The following is a 22679-nucleotide window of genomic DNA, read 5'->3' as shown; positions in this document are numbered from 1 at the left end:
CCCTAATATACATCGCGCTGATATCGTTTTTGTTTTTGCATCTCAGCTATATACGCTTCTGCTTGTTCGCTTGTCATGTTTCCTTCTTTTTCAATCACATGAATAAGCGTTTGATGTACATCGCGCGCCATATGCTGCTTATCACCACAAACGTAAACGACAGCTCCATCTTCAAGCCAGCGGAACAGCTCCTTGCTTCGTTCTAGCATGCGATGCTGCACGTACACTTTTTGATCTGTATCACGTGAAAACGCAACATCCATTTTTGTCAACACACCATTTTTCAACCACGCTTGCCACTCTGTTTGATAGAGGAAATCCGTCACAAAATGTTGATCGCCAAAAAATAGCCACGACTTCCCTTTCGCCCCTATTGCCTCGCGCTCTTGCAAAAAGCTGCGGAACGGCGCAACCCCTGTACCTGGTCCAATCATAATAATTGGTGTATTCGCATCTTTCGGCAGTTTAAAGTTCGGATTGTGATGGATAAACACCGGAAGTTTATCACCAATGTGCAGGCGCTCCGCACAAAACGTTGAACAAACACCTTTACGTAAACGTCCGTGCGCTTCGTAACGCACTGCACCAACGGTGATATGCACTTCTTCTGGATACGCCGCTAAACTGCTTGCGATTGAATAAAAGCGCGGCTGCAACTTACGTAAAGAAGAAACAAACTGATCTGGCGACATATCCCACGGACCGAAATCGCGAAGAACATCGAGCACATCGCGCCCTTTCATATATTCCTTTCTTTTCACTTCTTGCTCAGCAGAAAGGAGCACATGAAACGCTTGATTACGTGAAAACGAAGCCAATGTTTGCAATAATTGCTCGGTTAACACCGTAATTTCTAATCGGGAAAGCAGCACTTCGCGTAACGATTCTTCTTTTCCTTCAACAGAAACCGGTGTGTCTGGATTCCATTTCATTTCTTGAATAATGAGATCGACAAGTTCTGGATCGTTTTTCGGGAAAACACCAAGCGCGTCGCCTGGTTCAAATACCAATCCTGAACCTTCGAGCGATAATTCAATATGGCGTGTTTCTTTGTTCGAGCCGCGTCCATTTAAATTGATATTTTCTAATACTTCTGCTTGAAACGGATGCTTGCGCGAGTAGTTAGAAACAGGTTTCACTTGCGACTGCTGGGGAAGGACGGTGACGGAACCCCCGCCTTGCTTATTCAACTCACTAAGCACCCCATCAAGCCACTTCGCCGCTGCTTCCTCATAATCGACATCACAATCAACGCGTTCGTATAACCGCTCTCCTCCGAGTTCTTTTAGCCGTTGATCGAAGTCTTTTCCTGTTTTACAAAAATGTTCATACGACGTATCGCCAAGCGCCAATACCGAGAAGCGCAGATGGTTAAGTTTTGGTGCGCGCTTGCTATGGAGAAATTCGTAAAATGATAAAGCATTATCTGGCGGTTCCCCTTCACCATACGTGCTAACGACAACAAGCAACGTGTCGATTTTTTTTAAGTCGTTTGGTTTGAAATCAAGCATCGATAAAACATGAACATGAAACCCATGGCTTTTGAGTACTTCTCCAGTTTTTTCTGCCAATTTTTGTGCATTTCCTGTTTGTGAGCCGTAAAGGATCGTTATTTCTTTCGATACGTGGGCTTCTTGCTGTACCGCTGTGCTCGCAAATTCGGTAGCAGCTAAATATCCGCTTAACCAAAGCTTTTGCGCTGGCGTTAATGTCGGCCAAAGTCGGTTGAGCAAGTCAACTTGTTGTTCGTTAAATGGGCTATTCGTCACTTGAAACGGCAACATCTTTCACCTCTCGTTTTTTTACTATTCCTATAAATTAAGTATGTTTTATTTGACTTTACCGCAAAAAATAAAATTAGTAAAATAAATATAAATTATCAGAACTATTTATTTTTTTAATGATTAAGGAGCGATAGCTGTGTACGACGAATTAAAAACATTTATGACTTTAGTAGAGGTGAAAAACTTCACAAAAACTGCGGAAATTCTCCATCTATCCCAACCGAGCGTCAGTTTGCACATTAAAAATTTAGAAAAAGAATTTCAAACGAAACTATTTATTCGTTCGCCAAAAAAACTACAAGTGACAGCGACTGGCGAATTACTTTACGATCGAGCTAAAAAAATGATTGCCTTGTACGAACAAACAAAACAAGATATTTTAGAATACCACGATTGTGTGAAAGGAACGTTGAAAATCGGGGCTAGTTTTACGATCGGGGAATATGTGCTTCCTTCTTTTTTACTTTCTTTACAAGACGATTATCCAGAACTACACTTCGAAGTGATGATTGGCAACACGAAGGAGATCGTCGAGCTTGTCCGTTCATATGAAACCGATATTGGCTTAATTGAAGGGCAAACGAACGAAAAAGAATTGGCTGTTTATCCATTCATGCAAGATGAGCTTGTCATCGTGGCTTCAAACGATCACCCGCTCGTTCACAAACAAGAAGTATGTATAAGCGATCTACAAAATCAAATATGGATTACGCGCGAATTAGGCTCTGGCACACGTGAATACTTTAACCATTTTATTCGTTCAAATGGATTAAAAATTAAATCGCTCATGATCATCAGCAGCAATCAAGGAATTAAAGAAACGTTAATGCGCGGAAACGGGTTAGCCTTTCTTTCACGTCATGTGATTGAGCGTGAATTAAAACAAGGTCACTTATCGATCGTCTGTTTAAAGCACCCCCCTTTTTACCGAACGTTTTCTTATCTTTATGCACCGACAATGAAAAGCAAAAAAATTGTTCATTTATTTATTGATTTTCTCGAACGAAAAAAGATGTAACGAGCACGGCTATCCTGCTCTGTTACACCCTTTTCGTCTTAATGCTCTGCTAGCTGTGACACTGGAACACGCTGTTGATTTTCCGAATTGTCTAAAAAATGGATTGTTGCCGTTTCCGCATCGACATGTTCGATATATACCGATTTTCCATTATACGTTACATTTTTCATATCGGGCGATTGAGCAATTTGTTGCGCACGTGTTACGTTCATGCTGTTTCCCTCCCTTCAAATGATTATTATCATCTACGCTTCACGTTAAAAATATACAAAAAAAGAGCACCCACAAGGTTGGTATGCTGCTCTTATTTTTTATACACATGAATCGAAAGTCCTTTTTTTCTCATAAACATATGTGAAAATAAAGGAAGAACAGGGCGAACATAGAAGTAATTGTTGATCTATAGAGGAGGGAGATAATGCTAGAAAGATGGTTGAAAGAGTCTTCGTATACAGTCGTATTTACTGGAGCAGGAATGTCTACAGAAAGCGGGCTTCCCGATTTTCGTTCGACAAAATCAGGACTTTGGCGCACGAAAAATCCACAACAATTGGCAAGTACGTATGCTATGCAACATAATCGAGACGAGTTTATCGCATTTTATCAATATCGTATTCGCACACTTCTTGAATGCCAACCACATATCGGACATACAATTTTAGCAAATTGGCAATCCACTATGCCTCCATTTTAACAAGTTTTTCATTTATAACTTTACAACATTTTTATCATATGTTAGACTATTTTTAAAATTCATAATTTATCATCTACTAGGGGAGTCCAATAGCTTGGACTGAGAGAAGAACGCGCAAAAGTTCTTTGACCCTTTGAACCTGATCTGGGTGATGCCAGCGTAGGGAAGTAGATGGCGCGAGTGTTCTTTACTTGTGCTATTTGCGGACAAGATCAGGTTCTCGTTATGGAGCCTGATCTTTTTACGTATTGGCGTTGCTCCAACTAAAAAATGAAAAGGAGCGATTAAAAATGAAAGACTTATTTTCATCAATGCCATTTCCCTCGAGTAAAAAAGTGTATGTGCCCGGAACGCGTGAAGATGTTCGTGTGCCAATGCGAGAAATTCAACTGTCGCCAACCAAGACAGGTACAACGATGCTAGAAAATGAGCCTATTCGAGTTTATGACACGAGTGGACCATACACTGACCCACTTTTCGCGCCGAATATTGATAAAGGATTGCCAAAATTAAGAGAAAAATGGATAACGGAGCGTGGCGATGTAGAAGAATATAGCCCTTCATTAGTGAGAACAAACATTCCTTTTTCACCTAGGCGTTTTCGTGCGAAAAAAGGGAAAGTTGTGACCCAAATGCATTATGCAAAACGAGGAATCATTACACCTGAAATGGAGTTTGTTGCTATTCGCGAACAGATGGATCCAGAGTTTGTTCGACAGGAAGTGGCAGCAGGAAGGGCAATTATCCCAGCTAATATCAATCACCCTGAGAGTGAACCAATGATCATCGGAAGCAAGTTCCATGTAAAAATTAATGCGAATATTGGAAACTCTTCTGTTACATCCTCGATGGATGAAGAAGTTGAAAAAATGCTTTGGGCTGTTCGTTGGGGTGCCGATACAGTCATGGACTTATCGACAGGAAAACATATACATGAGACGCGAGAATATATTATTCGAAACTCCCCTGTGCCGATTGGAACTGTACCTATTTACCAGGCGTTAGAGAAAGTGAACGGCATTGTCGAAAACTTATCATGGGACATTTACCGAGAAACATTAATTGAACAAGCCGAACAAGGCGTAGACTATTTTACTATTCATGCAGGTGTCTTACTTCGCTATATCCCACTAACAGTCAATCGAACAACTGGTATTGTCTCTCGGGGTGGCTCAATTATGGCACAATGGTGTTTAGCACACCATGAAGAAAACTTTTTATACACCCACTTCGAAGAAATTTGCGAAATTTTAAAAACTTACGATATTGCTATTTCACTTGGGGATGGATTACGTCCAGGCTCAATTGCAGACGCAAACGATGAGGCGCAATTCGCCGAGTTACAAACACTTGGAGAGTTGACAAAAATCGCTTGGGAACATGATGTCCAAGTGATGATCGAAGGTCCAGGGCATATTCCAATGCATAAAATTAAAGAAAATGTCGATAAACAAATTGAAATTTGTCACGGGGCACCTTTTTATACGCTAGGTCCTATCACTACCGACATTGCACCAGGTTACGACCATATCACCTCAGCTATCGGTGCAGCGCTTATCGGCTGGCACGGTACGGCCATGCTTTGCTATGTGACACCAAAAGAACATCTTGGACTACCGAATAAAGAAGACGTCCGCCAAGGAGTCATCGCCTACAAAATTGCTGCCCACGCTGCTGACTTAGCAAAAGGACACCCTGGCGCACAAACGCGTGATGATGCATTATCAAAGGCGAGATTTGAGTTCCGTTGGCAAGATCAATTCAACTTGTCACTAGATCCTGAGCGCGCACGTGAATATCACGATGAAACACTACCGGCCGAAGGAGCAAAGCTTGCTCATTTTTGTTCGATGTGCGGTCCGAAATTTTGTTCAATGAATATTTCTCATGAATTACAAAAAACACTACAAAGCGAAGGAATGAAAGAAAAGGCAAAACAATTTGTTGAATATACAAACATCATGCAAGCTGAGAGATAGCGCTCAGCTTGTACTTTTTTACAAAAAATGTTATTTAAGTCATATTCATTGACATTCCACTTACTATAGCTTAAATTTAAGTCGTAACTTTAAGTAGAAAGTATGGAAAGAGGTGACTTGCTTGCTCACAGATTTCATCATTTTTTTGTTAGGATTACTTCTAATCATCGGTGTATTAACAACGAAGTTTTCTTCTTGGCTAGGCGTGCCATCACTTGTATTTTACATACTCGTCGGAATGATTTTATCCAAATTTATATATTATGATAACGCTTTTCTCACCCAGATTGTTGGCATTTTTGCGTTAATCATTATTTTGTTTGAAGGTGGGATGAACACAAAGTGGAATACATTAAAAAAAGTTTTAGTTCCCGCTTCCTCCCTTGCAACGTTTGGAGTGCTAATTACTGCCATTTGCGTAGGCATATTTGCCAAATACATTTTACACGTCTCATGGGCCGAGGGATTTCTATTAGGCGCTATCGTTTCTTCGACTGACGCTGCAGCAATATTTGCTACGCTAGGAAGCGTCAATGTAAAACGCCGTCTCTCAGCAACACTAGAAGCTGAGTCGGGGATGAACGATCCGATGGCCGTTATTTTAACCCTCTCCTTGATTACATTTATCCAACAGCCAGAACTAACTATTTCCCACACCTTTCTCAGCTTTATTTGGCAGATCGTTATCGGTATTCTTGTTGGGCTTGGATTAGGAAAATTAACTGTGTGGTGTTTGAATAAAATAAATCTTGATTCCTCGGGATTATACCCCACTCTATCTTTATCATTTGCGATACTCTCTTATAGTATAGCAGCCCTGCTAAAAGGTAGTGGGTTTCTTTCGGTATATATTATGGGCGTTTTTGTCGGCAATGCACAACTCGTTTATCGCCATTCTATTTTTCGTTTTAACGAAGGGCTAGCATGGATGATGCAAATATTTATGTTCATTTTACTCGGACTACTCGTTTTTCCAAATGAACTAGTAAAAGTAGCATGGGAAGGTGTCGCCCTAGCTATCCTACTTATTGTTGTGGCAAGGCCGATCAGCGTCATGATAAGTACAATAAACATGAATTTCTCTATTAAGGAAAAGCTATTCCTTTCTTGGGCTGGGCTAAAAGGTGCTGTTCCGATCGTCTTGGCAACTTACCCACTTACCTCGAACATTGAAAATAGTCAGCTCATTTTTAATATTGTTTTCTTTATTGTGCTCATTTCCGCCCTTATTCAAGGATCAACAACTTCTTTTTTAGCCAAGCATTTAGGACTGCTACTCGGAGAAAAGAGGGAAGTGGCTCACTCCATCGAACTGATGTCAACGACGAAAGCAAATAAAGCAAATAAGGAAATTGTTGAAGTCCATATCAGTAATAAGCAGTCACATTTACTAAATATGACGATTAGCCAACTTCCATTGCCAAAGGATTGCTTAATTACGGCTATTATTCGTAATGATAAAATTATTACCCCGAAAGGAAACGTGAGATTACACGAAAATGATGTTGTTTATATATTAATCGAAAAAGGAAGAAGATCAGAGATTTATAAAATATTTTCAATTACCGAAGATACGTCATTCTAATAAAGACAAGAGCAGGACATTCCCCCTGCTCTTGCTTTCCTCTTCAATGCCTGTTTCGATTATTTCTACTGAAAGATCCCTTGTTGCCTAGACAATATCCCCAAAGACATTATATGCTCTTTTTTCAAATGCCAATATGTATAAAAAACAATAAACACAGCCGCTAAAACAAGTCCAACAACGCCACCGTTAAAATAAAGAAGCGTTAACGGATTTTCCAGCACCATGTTTGGATGTACAATACCGTAACTCAATTTCCATATGACTAAGCCATATATGAAACTGTTAAAAATAACATCCATCATGCGTCGTTCCGCTTTTAAAACGAACACACCATAATAAAAAAATAAATATGTCATAACCAAACTTGCTACAAGCAACAAATTTTCTCCTTGAATCATTTTTCCTCCTTCACTGACAACAGCTCCTTATAAAAAGCGCTTTTTTATATCCTCTGTCGGAACAAAGCAACAATCCTTCTTTCCGAACCAACGATACCTATTTTTCGCGATCCAATCATATACTCGATCGCGAATAGGAGATGGGATAAGAATAAGCCAATATAAGTACTTCCAAAACCCTCGCAAATGTTTGCATACGCGTAACGCTGCAGTAGATTTAACATAGTATGTAGATTCATCGATGAATACAAAACTATCGAGTTGTTGAGGGATATGATATTTCTTAAGCAACGCTTGACCTACTTCACTTTGCAACGAAGCAAAACGAAAATAAGCTTTTTCGTCTCTTTCAATAATAAACCGAACCGTTGCACTACAAAAATGACAAATGCCATCAAATAATATGATGTGCATAACCGACCAATCCTTCCCCTTCCGTTCATCTAACCTCTCCATTATAGCTCACCTATGCAACAAAAGAAAAACGTGAAGCTCGGCAACTTCACGCTTTTCATATCATAGCTAGAAATTATCCATACATCGTCCACATCCCGATATCATAAAAACCGAGTCTTTTATAAATGCGTCCCGCATTCGGATTGTCATAAAATAAACATAACGTTTTGCCTGCGCGAATGTAGTCTTGGATAACTCGTTTCATGATTTCGCTTGCATACCCTTTGTGACGATCATTCGGATCTGTGCAAACGCCGACAACCATCGCAGATAGCGTATTTTCTGCAGTTGTCGCAACAGACGACACCATGCGACCATCTTCCTCGATATAGTACACACGCCCTGTATTTGTTTCTAACGATTTGACAAGCATATCACGCGATGAAGGAAGCACCGAAAACTCAGCAATGCGACTGCGCAATTCAAGTATTCGATCGACATCATCAATCGTTGCTTGTTTTATTTCATAGCGGCTTTCCACTTCCGGAAATATGATTTCGTTACATTCGCAAAAATACGTCACACGCTTTTTTCCAAGTGATAAGAGAGGTTCAAATTTTGCGACAAGCTCGGTTTTGCCTGAGAGTCGAACAGGCTGAGCGGCATGTCTCATAATTTTCGCAAATCCCTCTATATCAAACTCCCCTGGAGCATATGGAATATACGAATCATAAAATCGCAACAATACAGCTCGCAACTCGCCATTCTCATCAAAGTCGCCCCACAGCTCTTGAAACTCTTGTTCATATCCAAACGCTTCAATATCACCGATAATAAAAAGATTCAATGAAGGCTCCTGCCTTAAAAAAGAAAACACAACATGATGATCTGCGCTATTCAACTTACGAATCATGTCCATCTCCCTTTACGATCAATATTAATTCTACTATAGCAAATATACGCACAAAATTTTGTCGAATTTTGTCCAGACAAAACAAATGAAGTGTCGGTTTCGTCGTATGTCAAAAGTACTTTCTCATTATGATATAATGTAGAAAAAAGGATGTGGAAGAGATGGAAAAAGCACAACACGGTCGTATGTATTCATATAAAGAGATTCAGCAATGGGAAGGAAATTGGGAGCTGATTGACGGTGTCCCTTATTTGCTTGCATCGCCTTCGTATATTCATCAATATGTCGTCGGCGAACTGTATCTCGCCTTAGCTCCTTACTTCAAAGCACGTGGATGCCGCCTCATCTTGTCCCCATTTGACGTGCAATTCGATACAGATAACAATGAAGAAGAAGCGCAAACCGTTGTACAGCCAGACTTATTCGTCATTTGCAATTTAAATCAACTGAAGAAAAACCGAGTACAAGGCGCACCTGATCTCGTGATCGAAGTGTTATCCGCTAGCACAGGAATTAAAGATCGAAACCAAAAATATTATTTATATGAAACAAACGGCGTGAAAGAGTATTGGATGGTCGACCCAAGCAATCGGACGATTGAAGTCATCGGCTTAGAAGACGGGCGGTTTCAAAAACGCGCAGTATTCGGTCCGAAAGATGTGTTAACGTCTTTTTTGTATCCAGATTTAGCAATTTCGCTTGATTCCATCTTGCATATGGATGATGTGTAATAAGATAACGCCGGCTAGAGTTCCCTAACCGGCTTTTCATTTGCTTAAATTTAGTCGATAGCGCAATTTCCGTCCGTGCACGTTTTTCCTTCTTCCGCTAGCGATTGCAGCGATGAGGACTGCTGTTCTTCTGCCCATACTTTCTCTAGCGCCTGCCTAAATACGTCAACAGGCTGGGCACCGGAAATGGCGTATTTTTGATTGAGCACGAAAAACGGAACGCCCCGGATGCCGAGTTGAGCCGCTATCGCTTCTTCGTTTCGCACTTGTTCTGCATAGCGACCGTCAGCAAGCACCGCTTCCGTCTCTTTACGGTCAAGCCCTGCTGCTTCGGCAAGTTCAAGCAACACATCGCGGTCGCTAATTCGCTTCGATTCGGTAAAATAGGCGTAAAACAGCCGCTCCACTACTTCATCAAGCTTCCCTTTTTCCTTTGCATATTGCGCGAGACGGTGGGCATCAAACGTATTGGTCGGTTTCATCGTCTCAAAACGGAACGTAAGACCAAGCGCCTCCGCTTGCTTGCCAATATCGGCGTTTGCACGCTTCGCTTCTTCAACGGAAATGCCATATTTTTGCGCAATGATTTCATGGATACTGAGCGGCGTTTCTTTTTTCGCATTCGGATCAAGCTCGAAGCTTCGAAAGACGACCTCGACATTCTCTCGGTGCGGAAAAGACTCGAGCGCCTCTTCTAATCGTCGCTTTCCGATATAACAAAACGGACAAACAAAATCGGACCATACTTCAATTTTCATCGTCACACCTCGGTTTTGTCCTCCAGATCGGAGGGAATTTTCTTCCTTATTGTAACGAACATATCTTTCTCACTTCAAATCATCTGCTTAAAGTGTGACAAGCATCACATCTAAATGTATTTACCTTCTAAAAATAGTTCAATATTTCACGCGGCGCAAAGTTTTTTATTTTCTTCAACTCTTCCTTACTCCACCACTTTAAATCAATAAACGTATCTTTCTCTTTTTCAGTCATATTTTCAATCGATAATATCGTGTCGGATTGAATCGTTATCTTATAATAAATCTCCCGGCTTATAAAAGAATCGCTTTTTCCTTCAATAAATACATCGATTTCAAATAGTGGTTCGTCATAAATATCAACAACAATTCCAAGCTCTTCACGTAGTTCTCTTTTCAAAGCTTCGATTGGGGTTTCCTTTCCCTTGATGCCACCCCCGGGAGTTACCCATAACACGACATTTCCTATGACATCCGTAAATTCAAATTTTTGAAGAAGAATTTCATGATATTCATTGGTGATTACTGCCCTAGCGCACTTGCGTATTCGCATCATGTTTTTCCCCTTTATTTTTGTCATGCAGTATATCTTTAAGTGATGTGCCGATATGCTTTCCGACATTGACGGCAATATTTCACTTTCTGAAATGTTGAGCGATCCTCTGGATGTAAAATTTTAAACGCCTCTAACTCTCCGTCGGTAAACGCTCTTTGATTGCGATCAACATAAAAATCTTGCAGCTTTCCACCACATTTTGGGCAATAGTCCCGTTCCCGCCGTATCACATAAATAAGTCCAAATGCACTCGTTACAACAATAGAAATAGGAACGAAAAAATTCAGAAAATTACCCATTACTCTCAACCCTCCACTAAAATTACTACCTTTATCCTACATAAAAACTCAAAAAAACGATGTCGGATTTTGTCGTGAAAACAAAAAAAGACAAAGGGTTTCTCCGCTTCTGTCTCAACTTATCGGCAACATCCAACGAGGACTATTGCCCTCGATGTTTCTCCAAAAATTCTATTCGGTTGTGAAACGAATCAAGAAACGAGAAGCGAGCAATACCAGGAATGGCTTTTTCGTCTTTCGTCACTACTCCCTTTTCTTCCAAATAACGTCGTACTGCTTCAATATTTTCGACTTCAAACGCGGGGTGGCTTTTGCTTCGATATCCTTCGCGGTTTTCAACTCCGATATGTAGTCCAATATCGCCAACTTCATACCAAAGCCCGCCACTTGCTTTCAACGTTTTCGGTTTTTCGATTTCGCTAAAACCGAGCACTCCTGTATAAAACGCTCGCGCTTCGTCCTCTGCACCGATCGGAATGCAAATTTTGAGCGTGACAGGCACCGTACCTATACACTTTCACTTCGCCAAAATGATCGTTGCGTACGGGCTCATTATCTTGGAGTTCCTCCACCTGCTCGCCAAATACTTCGCGCACCTTCGTTAAAATCGGTTTCCAGTCATATTTCGCATGCCGTTCGATCGCTAAAAAATCAGCGACGTGAAAACAACCCGATATATATCTTCGTCACCACTTTTGCTTTTTAAATTTCGAACGAATAGTTCTTCTATCAATTCTACATCCAAATTCAATTCCTCTTTCGCTTCTCGAAACAAACCTTGCACAGGAATCTCATCATATTTTATTTTTCCAGCTGGAACGTTCCATACATTCGGAGCTACCTTACAATGTTCTGCTCGTTTTGTTAAAAGAACTTTCCCATCATGCCATACAATCACGAAACTTACGCAAGGAAGCCCCTGCCTTTAGGCACGGGGAGGAATTGCACCTTACGCAATGTTCATTCCCTCCCTTCGATATGTGTATCCGTCGAATCGCTGAATGACTTGGACATATCTATAATTTATTCCTTGTGCGATACGCTTTCCGTCCTTACCTTTAATATCGAAACTTCCAGTCTTTCTGCATGATACTTCGCCAAACCAAACGCCTTGATATTTCCCTCTTGGGATAACAGCCTTAACCATGTCCCCTGTTTGGAAGCCAAAGAAGAACTTTTGTCTTGCAAGATAACCTCTTGGGAAGCCATATCTATCTAGGTTTGTGCGTGAACGACTACCACGCCCCTTTGCTCTAATGAATAACACTTCTTTTGTTTTGAAATATAAGTGATTTGGTGTGCTTTCTCCCACGCAACAAGCGTCAAAATAGTGTGTTTTCGGCAAGTCTAAACGAATACGATTCATTTTCGTTCGTGCGCCTGTTCCACACTCTACTTCGCATCCGCTTTGTTTTAACACTTCATACACTTTCCATCGAGTGGCATTCACTACACTTGCGTCTTTTAGCGTTTTTTTGACCATTTCTTGAATATGTGGATACCCGAATTCTTCTGCTGTCTTACTTCCTTTGCGCTGATTACAGTCATGACAGGCAAGACATAGGTTATCCACTCGGTCTGTTCCACCTCTCGATTTTGGAATGATATGCTCCACTTCAAGTGGAACATTTTCTTTTCCGCAATAACAACACTTCCGCCCAAACTTTTCAAGCAAATACTCCCGTACTTCATATCCTTGTAGCGTACCTTGTTGATACTCTACACCATTGATTTCAGGATTTCGCATGAGTTGCGTGTCAAACTTTGCGTTCTCGTACGATATATGCTCAATCGGACATATCTTCCTTAAACGCTCCACCCATGTTTGAATATTTTGCACACGACTCTCTAACGATGGTGGCAACCACCCGTCTTTTCTCCTACGATTAAGAAAACGTGGTTTTCTGTATCGAGTTTTTCGCTTTCTTCTTGCACGACGAAACGCCCGTCTTTTGTCTAATCGCTCTTTGATGTCTGTGCGATGGTCAAGTTGTGCAAGCCACAACACTTCTTCTCCTCGCACAATCGCAAGTCCTGTGTGTTTACTTCCGTAATCGATTTTGAGCCGATACGGTGTTTTCGGTCGAAAATTATCGACAATTTCTTTTAAAATAATCGTAAATGGATAGCGTTTGTAGATCGCTGCTTTTCCTTGCTTTAATAACTTTCTTGCGACCGCCTCATGACAAGGGGCGAGTGGACGCTTATTTGTATCTAATACAAAAACCATAGGGTTCTCCCCTTTCCTCTGCATAAAGCAGGTCATATTCTCCTCGACCATGTTATAGATGCTTGTTATGTGCAAGACACTAGCGCCACCCACCACGCTTGTTTAATCTTGCACGACAGAGGAACGGGCTGGAGAAGCACCCGAACGTGTCATGACATCTATAACGTAGGCTCTGTTTCAAGCCTTGGTCTGGTCAACATGGGGCTTACAAGCCCATGACTTTAGTCATTGGGTTGTTGACTTCAACCCCTCAATCTCTTCCACAGACAATTCCGTTAGTTCATGAATTGTCTGTACGTCGTAGCCTTTTTCCAGCATCTTTTTCGCAATGTGGCGCTTTTCTTGTTGTAGTCCTTCTTTCAAACCTTTTTCTAGCGCTTTTTTCTTTTTGAGCGTGACAGGCACCGTACCTATCATGGTCAATGGACATATATGCACCTCGCTTTCTATTTTGTGGTGTATTTTCGACAAAATTGGTGATGTTCCTTCTTTAGAAATGGAAAAAGGAGAGAGAAAACTATCACTCTCTGCTTCTACAAATCTCGACAATCTTCGGGGCGGTGGCACCGTATCATGACTTCTTGAAATATGGTATAATGTGTATAAAACCTCAACCAAGGTGGGATACAAATGAGAACTAACAAAAAAGGGAACCGTGGCGCCTATCATATAACAACTGGAACAGCAAAACGACCAATTTTAAAGAGAATCGTGCGTCAGAACCGTCATCATTACCGAATCGAAGTGCCTGTTCTAACAGAAGGGCAAATGAAGGAGGTCATTCAAGTGCGACCTGAAAAGAAAAAACTAACCAAAGAAGAAAAAAAAGCGTTACACAAACGTCTAGCTGGTAGTGGAAAGTTATTTAGCAAAGAAGGCGTGTTGGAATCATTGAGAATTGCAAACAGGGAAGAGTGGGAGGATTAAGCAGTGTCAACAAAAATACTAATTGATACAAATATATATGCGGCACATGAAATGGGTTACCCTGATGCAGTGGAGTTCATTGAACAGCTAATTGAAGATGAGGCAGAGATTATTATGACTACCTTGATTGAGATGGAAATCATGTCTCATTTCGAAATCGAAACAGATCCTGACATAAGAGAAAATAGAAAAGGATATATTCAACTGGCTGATCAAATTTATGACATCACTAGAGAAGATACAGAGCTAGCAGCTGACATAAGAAGGAAAGCAAGAGCCGATCGTACACGCAAAAAGAGTATTAAAGCACCAGACGCTCTTGTTGCAGCTGCAGCTCTTATACATAATGCCACATTAGTTAGTAATAACGATAAAGACTTTCGCTGGATTCGAGAGAACTATACTTATAAAGATCGAAAGTTAAATTATGTAAATCCCATAATGGATAAGAAAGCTTACGGCGAATTTGTCAAAGCCTATATCGAAAGCAGAGGGGTTTAGAAAGAACGTTAGCATTTTTATTCGAACATATTACCCTTTACGTATTACACGACATCTCCATTAACGACATTCGTGACCTCATCACCAAAATATTTTCAAAATACTCCTTCCGCAACAAGATATTTCCCAACCCGCTTGCTGCAATGTGGAAACGCAAAATACACTTTTTCGACAGCGAGAACAAAAACAGCCAACCCTAATCGTATCGCAGGCGTCCCTAAGGGAACAATTTGAATTTCAAAATGTGAAGGCACATTTCCTACAATAAAAAGCAAAGAGAGTCAAAGATCACGGAGGAGTACACGCGCTATGACTCTCTATTTCTACAAATCTCGCCAATCCTCGGGGCGTGACAGGCACCGTACCAAAACATATGTGCAAAAGAGCCCACTCTATATGTGTCGAGTGAGCTTCTAGATTATAGTTTATTTAGATTTTAGCACTTCCTTTAACAACTCAATCGCATGCTCATCGTTCGGATCATTTGTGCCAAGCTCCCCGCGGAAGGCTTTGGAAAGGATGGATTGTTTTAATAAATCGAGCTTTTCTTCAACTTCTAAAACCATTTCTTTTTCACGATCTAAGTTATTTAATAACATCCCAACTCTTTTTGAAATACGTTTTTGTTCATTTATTGGTGGCAACGGTATCTTGATTTCCTTACATTTCGAAGCCGATATTTCCTTAAAAGTACTACCACTTCCCATACCTTCCAAGTATTTCTTTGATTTTTTTAAATACCAATACAGGTATTCGGAATCAATGACGTCTGATGGTATAAAACTTTTAAATCCCTGATTTGTTGATAGAAGATTGGCCGCAATTGCTACATAGCCTATTGGCGCTCTCGAAGATAATAAAACCGTTTTTGCTGGAAGTAATTTAGCTGAACTATTTCTTAACCCCTCACTCGTGATATTTCTTTGCCCTCTACTTATATAAATACCTTCAAAGTCTGATAAGTCAGCAGGAGTTATCCAAGGTACATTTCCGTTCTCATAATACTCTCTAACTGTTGTCTTAGGGGTTCCTCCTCCTACAACCTCTGTAACATTTCCAGCTTTAACCCAAATCCAATTCTTTGGAACTTCGTACAATTGCTCATTTTCTGGAACGATATCTCTTTTTGTTATTACATTTGATTCCTCAAGCATACCCTTTTCATTAGGATCATTTGTTCCTAACTCCCCCCTAAACGCCCTATCCAAGATCGCCGCCCTTCTTAGTTCAACCGATTCCTTCACTTCCTCAATCAACCGCTTCGCTTCATCAATTTTAGCAAAAAGCCTCTCAATCTTCTCAGCAATGCGCTTTTGTTCATTGTAAGGAGGTAATGGTAACTTAATGTTAGACAAATCATTTTTATTAAATCCTGCTTGGGCTGAACGAGAGATCATTTTCAAAGGCCCTTGAAAATGTTCTGTTTGTAATAACCAATATAAGTATTTTCTATAAATATGTTCTTTGGGATAAACTACTTTAGCTAATGCAACATTGTATGCGCCGCTTAGACCTGTCAGAATTCTACCAACTGAAGCTCCATACCTTGCTATTAAGATGTCTTCTTCTTCAATCAATCTTAACTTATTTGTGTATGGGATATATGTCAAATAATCATCTGATGCAAAATCTCTGATCTGAACTAGTCTTATATAACCTTCCTTTGGCTCATTTATAAATTGGCTTTTAGGAGGCTGTGTTCCACCCTGAATATCTAATATTGAAGTGAAGTAAAAATATGTCCAATTCTCTGGCACTTGATACGGCTGTTCGTCTTTGGGCACTAGTGCTTCTTTTAGTAGCTCGTCGATTGATTTTTGTTTTGTTTTGCTCATTTTTTCAGCACCTCAGATGTTTCTGCTACTTTTAATGTGTCGTTCGATGGTTGGTAGCTGTTCAGTTGTTCAACCGCTTTTAGTTCATCGATGACTTCGTTTAATAAGGAAATGGCTAGTTCTAATTTTTCGACGGCTTCTTCTGCTGAGTCGATTGGGTCTGGTAAGTTTTCGTAAATCGATAGCGATTCGTCGGCGATTAAGCCGATGTCTAAGCTGTCGCCTTTTTTCGCAATTTCTTCGCGCGTGAATACGTTCCAGCGTTCATCTTGTACTTGATGGCGATCTTCTGCTGTATACGCATTGATGAAGTCGGCAAAATGTTCTTTCGTAAGCGGATTGCGTTTCCCAAACGACGGCATGTTTGTCCGCAAATCATACACCCATACTTCTTTTGTATTGCCGACATCGCTTGTGCCGCGCGTGAAAAATAAGACGTTCGTTTTTACCCCTTGGGCGTAAAAAATGCCTGTTGGCAAGCGTAAAATCGTATGGAGCTCACATTTATCCATTAAATCGCGACGAATGTCCGCCCCGACTCCGCCTTCAAATAAGACGTTATCCGGCAGAACGACTGCTGCGCGGGCTTTTCCGTTCGGTTTGAGCGCACGGTAAATGTGCTGCAAGAAATTCAATTGTTTGTTCGATGTCATAAACGTAAAGTCTGTTCTCGTCGCACGTTCACCGCCCTTTTTCGTTCCAAACGGCGGGTTTGTTAAAATAACATCATAGTTTTTCAAGCTTTCCCCTAACGATGAAAGCGTATCCCCTAATATAATTTCCCCATGAATGTCATGAAGCAGTGCATTCATGACCGCAAGGCGATGCGTATCTCGGACAAGCTCTACACCAGAGAACGCTTTATATTTTTGAAACTCTATTTCTTCTTGTGACAAATCGAAATAATCGTCTGTTTGCTTGCGAACGTGGCGATCGGCGGCAATCATAAAACCAAACGTTCCTGCCGCTGGGTCATGGCAACGTTCCCCTGGCTGTGGGTTCACTAATTCGACAATGACTTCAATGAGCGGGCGAGGCGTAAAATATTGCCCCGCTCCTGATTTCACTTCGTTCGCGTTTTTCTCTAAAAGCCCTTCGTACAAATCGCCTAGTCCCTCTTGTTTCGCGTTGTACCAATCAAGACTATTAATCGATTGAATGATTTTTTCTAAGTTTTTCGGCTCACGAATGTTCGAAGCGGCGTCTGTGTAAATTTGCTTTAACAATTCATTTTCTTCTTTTCCTAATGCAAGTAAAAGCTGTTGATAATGGTCTTTCAATTCAATGCCGCTTTTTGTCACGAGCGAATCCCAGCGATACGCTTCTGGAATGATATACTCTTGTCCTGTTTCTTTCATCATTTTTAAAAACAGCAAATACGTTAGCTCGGTCACGTATTGATGGTACGTAATTCCATCATCGCGAAGAACGTTACATAAATTCCAAAGCTTCTGCACAATTTCTCGGTTGTTCATTTAGGCTTGCTCCTTCTTTGTGTGATAGTTATATAAGTTGACGTTAATTTCGCGGACAATTTGCGCGAGTTGTCCGTCGAAAATTTTGTCGATTTGCTTAAATCCGCCATGGCTCTTAAATGGCTCGTATTCAAACGCTTTTTCTGGATCGGGATGGAGGACGTATTCTTGCAATAGCTGCTTTTCGATGCGTTCTAGCCATTTCTTTTGCACCGGCGGCCATGCTTTCATTTGATAAATTTTTTTCATCGCGTTTTTAATTCGTTCTTCATGACTAATGAGCGGGTCGCCTAATGCTTGCTGGCGAATGAAAGCAATAATGTCTGCCGCGATGTCTTCATTTTTTGCTTCTCGCCATGCGGCTTGTAGCTTTTTCTCAGAAAAACCTTTTTGGTCTAATTCAAGTAAAAGCTTTTTTAACTCTTCCCTTGTTAATTCGGTAGGGCGTTGGCAAACGACCATGAGTGCAGGGATTTTGTTCATATTGTTGCGAATAAATTCGCCAAATGACTGCAAATAATCGTCCGGTTTTTCCGCATTGCCGTATCCGCGTTTTACCGCAATCAGTTCATCTTCATGATTCGAAATAAATTGCTTATTTTCTCGGTAGCGATTTTCGTCCATATAGCGGAACATTGATTTGTACTCTTTCAATTCTACAGGTAATTGCTCCGGCTGCAAGTCTTTTATCCAATCAATAAATTCATCGACCGTTTTTCCGCCAGATAGCACGTGAAAGTCTTGGTGGTGGCGCTCCGACCATGTTTTCTTTTTCCGCTGTATTTTCGCGATAATTTGTTCTTTCTGGTATTGGAGATGTTCTTGTTTCTCCATGCTCTCTAATTCTTCGACAAGTTGTGTTAACGAGATATTTGGTCGTGTTACTACTGGTTTCATGCTCGTATACGGTTTTAACGACTCATAAATACCGACCGCGTCAAAAATATTGAAATGGTCTTTTTTAATCTCGTCACATTTTCTTGTCGCACGTCCTAGCATTTGCTCATACAAAATGCGCGAACGAACTCGGCGCAAAAATACAAGGTTGGTAATGGCTGGTACGTCGATGCCTGTCGTCAACAAATCGACTGTCACGACAATCGTTGGATACTTTTCGTTTTTAAAGCGGCGAATGGCGCCGGAAGGGTCTTTAATCGAGCCTGTAATTTTCATAATTGCTTGATCTTCGACTGCTCCATATACTGTTTCAAATTCTTCTTTTAAAATGCGCACGACTAAATCGGCATGATCGTCCGTCGCCGCAAAAATCAATGTTTTTCCTTCATCGTCAGGGGAAATGTATTTCGTCAATTCACGAATAATGACACGGTTAAAGCTTTCGGTAATGACTTTTGTATTAAACTGCGCTACGTCGATATTCACTTCGTCTTCTAAATACTCTTGTGAAATCGTTCCGGACACCGTGTCGTACACATCGACCGTTTCCCCTTTTGTCCACGTAATCCCTTCTTTTTTTAGCACCGTCTCAAATTGATAAGGAGGTTCGTGATCGACTAAATATCCGTCGATGACCGCTTCCCGATACGAATACGTGAACACAGGCGGACCGAAAATTTCGGTCGTATGCAATGCTGGCGTCGCTGTTAACCCAATGCGAACGGCGTCAAAATAGTCGAGCACTTTGCGGTATTTGCTTACATAATCTTGATGGTCACGGAATTGCAGTTCCACTTCATCCATTTCTTTATCTAACGTATATCCACGATGGGCTTCATCGACAATAATGCAATCGTATTGGTCGATTGGCGGAACGTCTTCTGACCGATCGTTATAAAAAATGCGTTTTAACATTCCTTGCACCGTCGCAATGTGCACTCTCGTTTCGTTGTCTGGTTTTTGGTCGTACAACGACTGCAAATGATAAATTTCCGTAAACGTTAAGAAGTTTTCAAGCTTGCTTTCTTTAAATGCCCCTTCGGCTTGTTCGCCTAACGCTTTTCTATCCACAAGAAATAAAATGCGGCGGAAGCGGTTTGCTTTAATTAGTCGGTAAACTAACCCGATCGCCATTCTCGTTTTCCCTGTTCCCGTCGCCATCGCGATTAAAATGTTGCGTTTTTTCTCTTCGAGCGCTTTTTCAACCGCTTGAATCGCTTTTACTTGATAAGGGCGCAATTTTAAATAGTCGAACTTTTCATCACGCAACAGCTGCTCGGAACGTTCAATATCTTGAGCAAGCAGTTCTTTTAATCCTTGCGGCGTATACCACCCTTGCAGTGGGCGCGGATGGTTCGTTGATTTTCGTGCATCTAAAAACCAAATGCCTGATTTTTGTTCTAATTGTTTTAAATAAGGACGGCCGTTTGTCGCGAAAAGAAATGGGACAAAATAATCGCCCCACGGTTCGTGAATGATTTCATTGCCGTGGCGAACAATCGACTTCGCGTATTTTTTTGCTTGTTCAATATCGGATGGAATATCTTTGCTCGCTCGCTTTGCTTCAATAATCCCGACCAATTCCAGTCCAACAAATAAAGCATAGTCCGCGTAGCCATTTTGTAACGGCCACTCAGCGATCGCCATGTTCCGTCCTTTTTGTGGACGAGCACCTTTCGAAAATCGCAAATTCTCCGAATCGGCATCCCAGCCTGCTTCTTGTAGCTGTTGGTCAATAAGAATGCGTGTCTCCGCTTCGGTCAATTCCATATGACTAACTGCCCGTTGTGAAAGTTCACGCCGTTTTTGTTTCTCTTCGCTTGGGACATAGAGTTGTTCTTTGCGGATTTTCTCAAGTTCTGTTTCTAGCTGGGAAAGTTTTTGTTCATAAAACTGAATCACACGCTGTAGTTCTTCCTCATGCATTTTAGCACGTGGCACTGGTTCGACGTATGCTGGTGGTTCAAACGACCAATCGCCGTACACTTCCATAAACCAAACAGCAATGCGAAACGCCATATGTAATAACGCTTTTGCCTCCTCTACTTCCCCGTAACTCGGGTTATGTACCGCTAGATTCCCTTTTAAACGAATGACCGTGAATAAATCATATATTTCTTTTGGGATGATTTGGTCATAAAACAGCACTTTAAGTCGTTCTTGCTGGTCCGTTCCTTTTTCTTCGCGAATGTTTTCCAATGCTAAAATACACTTGGTGATCGTTTCAGCAAATTTTCGAAGTTCGCTAATCGTTACGTTCGGGTTTTCATATACATTGCGCTCTGCCGTCTCCCCAACTCTTGCAAGTACTTCCCACTTTTCTTCTAAAAAGCGAAAGTTATGCGACATATACCTCCCACCATTCTTTATTATTCATCGTCCAATTATCAGCTTCATTTTACCATATATTTTATATTTTGTAATCAGACATAGCATTTCCCGCCTTACTTTCTTCTCAATAGTTTACATAATATATATTATTGTCGTGTGAAAAATGATGCAATTATGTTAGAACAAAAAATCCATAGCCACTCCCGCTATGGATCCATTCCACAAAACTTCATGAAAATTTTCACTCTCGTCGCATCTCCAACAAGGACGATAGCTGCCTGTTCCATGCTCTCAAAGTTTTGCGTTATTTTCTACTACACCGTAACGACTAACTCCATATCATGCACCATGTCTCGTTGAAGCTTTTTCATTGTTGGCGTCAGCGTTCCGTGTACATAAACGTTTACTTTTAACTGCGGATTAGCATTTGGATGAATAAATTGGATATTTGCTTTATATGTTCCGCCACTTTCGTCAATAAGCCGAAACATAAATTCGCTATAAAAAGCGGGGACATATCCTAATTTTTCGCCTTGTTTCGTCAATACGACAACCGCTTTCGGATCTTTTTCATTTGTCGGTTCTAGTTGAAGCGTCACGTCATCCCCCACTTGCAAGCGGTCAAGTACTCGTTCCCCTTCATAATATCTCCATCCAGCAATGTAAAAATCAAAGTCAAACTCATTGCCATATACATAAATGGGTGGTACAAACTCATACGTATCAGTCGCAAGTCTTCCACCGGTCGCACGCAATAAATCCATATTTGTATAATCATTGGATAAGCCATGCGCCCGTAGAATTTCTTGAAAATCTGGACGACGACGATCGGGTAACCGTCGTTCAAAAGGGCCAAACAAACGCTCAGATACATAAACTTTATTTACATCTGGGAAAGCTAAATGTAGATGATATCCGTTTTTTAATGCTTCGATAACTCCTCTTCTCTTCGCATGTTTCTCATAATAAAACATGTATTTTCCTTCATGATGCACTAAATTGCCTACATGATATCGCTGACGAGTACGTTCATTTTGCCAAATAAGCCAAAGTACAAAAGGTCGACTCATCCTTTCACCTCCATATACCATTTGATCAACCATTGTTTGCGATGCAGTAGTAATTTTGATACCCACCGCTTGTAAATATCATTCATGCAACTAAAAATCAAAAGTATTTTTTTCTCGTTTATAACATCCCAATCCATACGTACATAAAGAAAAAAACAAAAATCGCTGTGTACACTGTACCTAACACCGTTTCGTTATGAATATCACGGCCTTGGTGCAATTTTTTCAACAACAATGCCAAATTAAAAAACCATAAACCTGCGATAATCGGTAAAACCACAAAGCAAAGGTAAATCATT

The 22679-nt window shown here is 40.8% G+C and carries 23 protein-coding genes, 2 pseudogenes and 1 riboswitch; of the genes and pseudogenes, 7 read left to right on the top strand and 18 right to left on the bottom strand.

The window, feature by feature from the left end:
• Window positions 1–2: 2 nt before the first annotated feature.
• A complete protein-coding gene (locus NST18_RS05845; protein WP_128356777.1) occupies window positions 3–1784 on the bottom strand; it encodes an assimilatory sulfite reductase (NADPH) flavoprotein subunit in 1782 nt (593 codons plus the stop codon).
• A gap of 136 nt (window positions 1785–1920) precedes the next feature.
• Here NST18_RS05845 and NST18_RS05840 point away from each other — a divergent pair, with 136 nt between their 5' ends.
• The gene (locus NST18_RS05840) at window positions 1921–2802 is read left to right on the top strand and encodes a LysR family transcriptional regulator (RefSeq protein ID WP_003397454.1); all 882 of its coding nucleotides are present in this window, start codon (window positions 1921–1923) and stop codon (window positions 2800–2802) included.
• A 38-nt stretch (window positions 2803–2840) separates the two neighbouring features.
• Here the strand turns inward: NST18_RS05840 and NST18_RS05835 are convergent, their stop codons facing one another.
• On the bottom strand, window positions 2841–3014 hold the full coding sequence (locus NST18_RS05835; protein ID WP_004890899.1) for an H-type small acid-soluble spore protein: 174 nt from the start codon (window positions 3012–3014) through the stop codon (window positions 2841–2843).
• Between the two features lie 206 nt (window positions 3015–3220).
• On the opposite strand from NST18_RS05835, the pseudogene NST18_RS05830 reads away from it, so the two are divergent.
• From NST18_RS05830 to NST18_RS05820, 3 genes and pseudogenes are all read left to right on the top strand, one after another.
• A pseudogene (locus NST18_RS05830) lies at window positions 3221–3475 on the top strand (Sir2 family NAD-dependent protein deacetylase); the annotation flags it as partial.
• Between the two features lie 89 nt (window positions 3476–3564).
• Window positions 3565–3679, top strand: a riboswitch (TPP riboswitch).
• A gap of 107 nt (window positions 3680–3786) precedes the next feature.
• Window positions 3787–5475, top strand: a complete 1689-nt coding sequence (thiC, locus tag NST18_RS05825) for a phosphomethylpyrimidine synthase ThiC (protein ID WP_004890904.1) — start codon at window positions 3787–3789, stop codon at window positions 5473–5475.
• A gap of 112 nt (window positions 5476–5587) precedes the next feature.
• Window positions 5588–7060, top strand: coding sequence for a potassium/proton antiporter (locus tag NST18_RS05820; protein ID WP_128356775.1), 1473 nt, complete (start codon window positions 5588–5590; stop codon window positions 7058–7060).
• Between the two features lie 65 nt (window positions 7061–7125).
• Here NST18_RS05820 and NST18_RS05815 read toward each other — a convergent pair whose 3' ends face one another.
• From NST18_RS05815 to NST18_RS05805, 3 genes are all read right to left on the bottom strand, one after another.
• The gene (locus NST18_RS05815; RefSeq protein ID WP_004890909.1) at window positions 7126–7461 is read right to left on the bottom strand and encodes a hypothetical protein; all 336 of its coding nucleotides are present in this window, start codon (window positions 7459–7461) and stop codon (window positions 7126–7128) included.
• A 27-nt stretch (window positions 7462–7488) separates the two neighbouring features.
• Window positions 7489–7917, bottom strand: coding sequence for a thiol-disulfide oxidoreductase DCC family protein (locus NST18_RS05810; protein WP_004890914.1), 429 nt, complete (start codon window positions 7915–7917; stop codon window positions 7489–7491).
• Between the two features lie 73 nt (window positions 7918–7990).
• Window positions 7991–8770 (bottom strand): GNAT family N-acetyltransferase, encoded by a 780-nt coding sequence (locus NST18_RS05805; protein WP_004890916.1) that lies wholly within the window; start codon window positions 8768–8770, stop codon window positions 7991–7993.
• Between the two features lie 161 nt (window positions 8771–8931).
• Here NST18_RS05805 and NST18_RS05800 point away from each other — a divergent pair, with 161 nt between their 5' ends.
• Window positions 8932–9501, top strand: coding sequence for a Uma2 family endonuclease (locus NST18_RS05800; RefSeq protein WP_004890919.1), 570 nt, complete (start codon window positions 8932–8934; stop codon window positions 9499–9501).
• 50 nt (window positions 9502–9551) lie between these two features.
• On the opposite strand, the gene NST18_RS05795 is transcribed toward NST18_RS05800, so the two are convergent.
• The 8 genes and pseudogenes from NST18_RS05795 to NST18_RS05760 form a co-directional block, all read right to left on the bottom strand.
• Complete coding sequence (locus NST18_RS05795) at window positions 9552–10259, bottom strand: DsbA family oxidoreductase (protein WP_064214015.1); 708 nt, start codon at window positions 10257–10259, stop codon at window positions 9552–9554.
• Between the two features lie 127 nt (window positions 10260–10386).
• Window positions 10387–10812 carry an NUDIX domain-containing protein gene (locus NST18_RS05790; RefSeq protein ID WP_004890925.1) on the bottom strand — a complete coding sequence of 142 codons (426 nt, stop codon included), beginning with the start codon at window positions 10810–10812 and terminating at the stop codon, window positions 10387–10389.
• A 38-nt stretch (window positions 10813–10850) separates the two neighbouring features.
• Window positions 10851–11114, bottom strand: a complete 264-nt coding sequence (locus NST18_RS05785; RefSeq protein WP_004890928.1) for a hypothetical protein — start codon at window positions 11112–11114, stop codon at window positions 10851–10853.
• Between the two features lie 142 nt (window positions 11115–11256).
• Window positions 11257–11616 (bottom strand): VOC family protein, encoded by a 360-nt coding sequence (locus NST18_RS05780; protein ID WP_004890930.1) that lies wholly within the window; start codon window positions 11614–11616, stop codon window positions 11257–11259.
• Window positions 11617–11623: 7 nt separating this feature from the next.
• Window positions 11624–11791 (bottom strand): annotated as a pseudogene (locus tag NST18_RS05775) (virulence factor); the annotation flags it as partial.
• On the bottom strand, window positions 11758–12012 hold the full coding sequence (locus tag NST18_RS05770) for an NUDIX hydrolase (protein WP_035019235.1): 255 nt from the start codon (window positions 12010–12012) through the stop codon (window positions 11758–11760). The gene NST18_RS05770 and the pseudogene NST18_RS05775, both read right to left, overlap by 34 nt.
• 51 nt (window positions 12013–12063) lie before the next feature.
• Window positions 12064–13344, bottom strand: a complete 1281-nt coding sequence (iscB, locus tag NST18_RS05765; protein WP_340721622.1) for an RNA-guided endonuclease IscB — start codon at window positions 13342–13344, stop codon at window positions 12064–12066.
• A 225-nt stretch (window positions 13345–13569) separates the two neighbouring features.
• Window positions 13570–13962, bottom strand: a complete 393-nt coding sequence (locus NST18_RS05760; RefSeq protein ID WP_340721283.1) for a hypothetical protein — start codon at window positions 13960–13962, stop codon at window positions 13570–13572.
• A 12-nt stretch (window positions 13963–13974) separates the two neighbouring features.
• Between NST18_RS05760 and NST18_RS05755 the strand changes: the two genes are divergently transcribed.
• Together NST18_RS05755 and NST18_RS05750 are read left to right on the top strand one after the other, a co-directional pair.
• A complete protein-coding gene (locus NST18_RS05755) occupies window positions 13975–14271 on the top strand; it encodes a hypothetical protein (protein WP_128356953.1) in 297 nt (98 codons plus the stop codon).
• A 3-nt stretch (window positions 14272–14274) separates the two neighbouring features.
• A complete protein-coding gene (locus NST18_RS05750; protein WP_004890937.1) occupies window positions 14275–14772 on the top strand; it encodes a PIN domain-containing protein in 498 nt (165 codons plus the stop codon).
• A gap of 425 nt (window positions 14773–15197) precedes the next feature.
• Here the strand turns inward: NST18_RS05750 and NST18_RS05745 are convergent, their stop codons facing one another.
• From NST18_RS05745 to NST18_RS05725, 5 genes are all read right to left on the bottom strand, one after another.
• Window positions 15198–16607, bottom strand: coding sequence for a restriction endonuclease subunit S (locus NST18_RS05745; protein WP_064214602.1), 1410 nt, complete (start codon window positions 16605–16607; stop codon window positions 15198–15200).
• Entirely contained in the window at window positions 16604–18082 is a 1479-nt protein-coding gene (locus NST18_RS05740) for a class I SAM-dependent DNA methyltransferase (RefSeq protein ID WP_064214601.1), read from the bottom strand. Before NST18_RS05740 ends, NST18_RS05745 begins: the two co-directional genes overlap by 4 nt.
• Entirely contained in the window at window positions 18083–21328 is a 3246-nt protein-coding gene (gene hsdR / locus NST18_RS05735; RefSeq protein WP_064214600.1) for a type I restriction-modification system endonuclease, read from the bottom strand.
• A gap of 296 nt (window positions 21329–21624) precedes the next feature.
• A complete protein-coding gene (locus NST18_RS05730) occupies window positions 21625–22380 on the bottom strand; it encodes an HIRAN domain-containing protein (RefSeq protein WP_340720791.1) in 756 nt (251 codons plus the stop codon).
• 118 nt (window positions 22381–22498) lie between these two features.
• Window positions 22499–22678: a hypothetical protein gene (locus NST18_RS05725; protein WP_043966531.1), complete on the bottom strand. Its 180-nt coding sequence runs from the start codon at window positions 22676–22678 to the stop codon at window positions 22499–22501.
• Between the last annotated feature and the right edge of the window lies 1 nt (window position 22679).

The sequence above is a fragment of the Anoxybacillus sp. FSL W8-0104 genome (genome assembly GCF_038004465.1).
GTDB classification, from domain to species: Bacteria; Bacillota; Bacilli; order Bacillales; family Anoxybacillaceae; genus Anoxybacillus; species Anoxybacillus flavithermus_G.
The sequence above is the reverse complement of the archived record's forward strand: the minus strand, read 5'-3'. Positions and strand labels throughout refer to the sequence as shown.

What these genes read in the sequence shown, in the direction of transcription:
- NST18_RS05785 (WP_004890928.1), bottom strand. Translation starts at nt 11,114, where the DNA reads ATGGGTAATTTTCTGAATTTTTTCGTTCCTATTTCTATTGTTGTAACG.
- NST18_RS05755 (WP_128356953.1), top strand. Translation starts at nt 13,975, where the DNA reads ATGAGAACTAACAAAAAAGGGAACCGTGGCGCCTATCATATAACAACT.
- NST18_RS05815 (WP_004890909.1), bottom strand. Translation starts at nt 7,461, where the DNA reads ATGATTCAAGGAGAAAATTTGTTGCTTGTAGCAAGTTTGGTTATGACA.
- hsdR (WP_064214600.1), bottom strand. Translation starts at nt 21,328, where the DNA reads ATGTCGCATAACTTTCGCTTTTTAGAAGAAAAGTGGGAAGTACTTGCA.
- NST18_RS05740 (WP_064214601.1), bottom strand. Translation starts at nt 18,082, where the DNA reads ATGAACAACCGAGAAATTGTGCAGAAGCTTTGGAATTTATGTAACGTT.
- NST18_RS05790 (WP_004890925.1), bottom strand. Translation starts at nt 10,812, where the DNA reads ATGCGAATACGCAAGTGCGCTAGGGCAGTAATCACCAATGAATATCAT.
- NST18_RS05845 (WP_128356777.1), bottom strand. Translation starts at nt 1,784, where the DNA reads ATGTTGCCGTTTCAAGTGACGAATAGCCCATTTAACGAACAACAAGTT.
- NST18_RS05800 (WP_004890919.1), top strand. Translation starts at nt 8,932, where the DNA reads ATGGAAAAAGCACAACACGGTCGTATGTATTCATATAAAGAGATTCAG.
- thiC (WP_004890904.1), top strand. Translation starts at nt 3,787, where the DNA reads ATGAAAGACTTATTTTCATCAATGCCATTTCCCTCGAGTAAAAAAGTG.
- NST18_RS05730 (WP_340720791.1), bottom strand. Translation starts at nt 22,380, where the DNA reads ATGAGTCGACCTTTTGTACTTTGGCTTATTTGGCAAAATGAACGTACT.
- NST18_RS05725 (WP_043966531.1), bottom strand. Translation starts at nt 22,678, where the DNA reads ATGATTTACCTTTGCTTTGTGGTTTTACCGATTATCGCAGGTTTATGG.
- NST18_RS05745 (WP_064214602.1), bottom strand. Translation starts at nt 16,607, where the DNA reads ATGAGCAAAACAAAACAAAAATCAATCGACGAGCTACTAAAAGAAGCA.
- NST18_RS05835 (WP_004890899.1), bottom strand. Translation starts at nt 3,014, where the DNA reads ATGAACGTAACACGTGCGCAACAAATTGCTCAATCGCCCGATATGAAA.
- iscB (WP_340721622.1), bottom strand. Translation starts at nt 13,344, where the DNA reads ATGGTTTTTGTATTAGATACAAATAAGCGTCCACTCGCCCCTTGTCAT.
- NST18_RS05795 (WP_064214015.1), bottom strand. Translation starts at nt 10,259, where the DNA reads ATGAAAATTGAAGTATGGTCCGATTTTGTTTGTCCGTTTTGTTATATC.
- NST18_RS05805 (WP_004890916.1), bottom strand. Translation starts at nt 8,770, where the DNA reads ATGATTCGTAAGTTGAATAGCGCAGATCATCATGTTGTGTTTTCTTTT.
- NST18_RS05810 (WP_004890914.1), bottom strand. Translation starts at nt 7,917, where the DNA reads ATGGAGAGGTTAGATGAACGGAAGGGGAAGGATTGGTCGGTTATGCAC.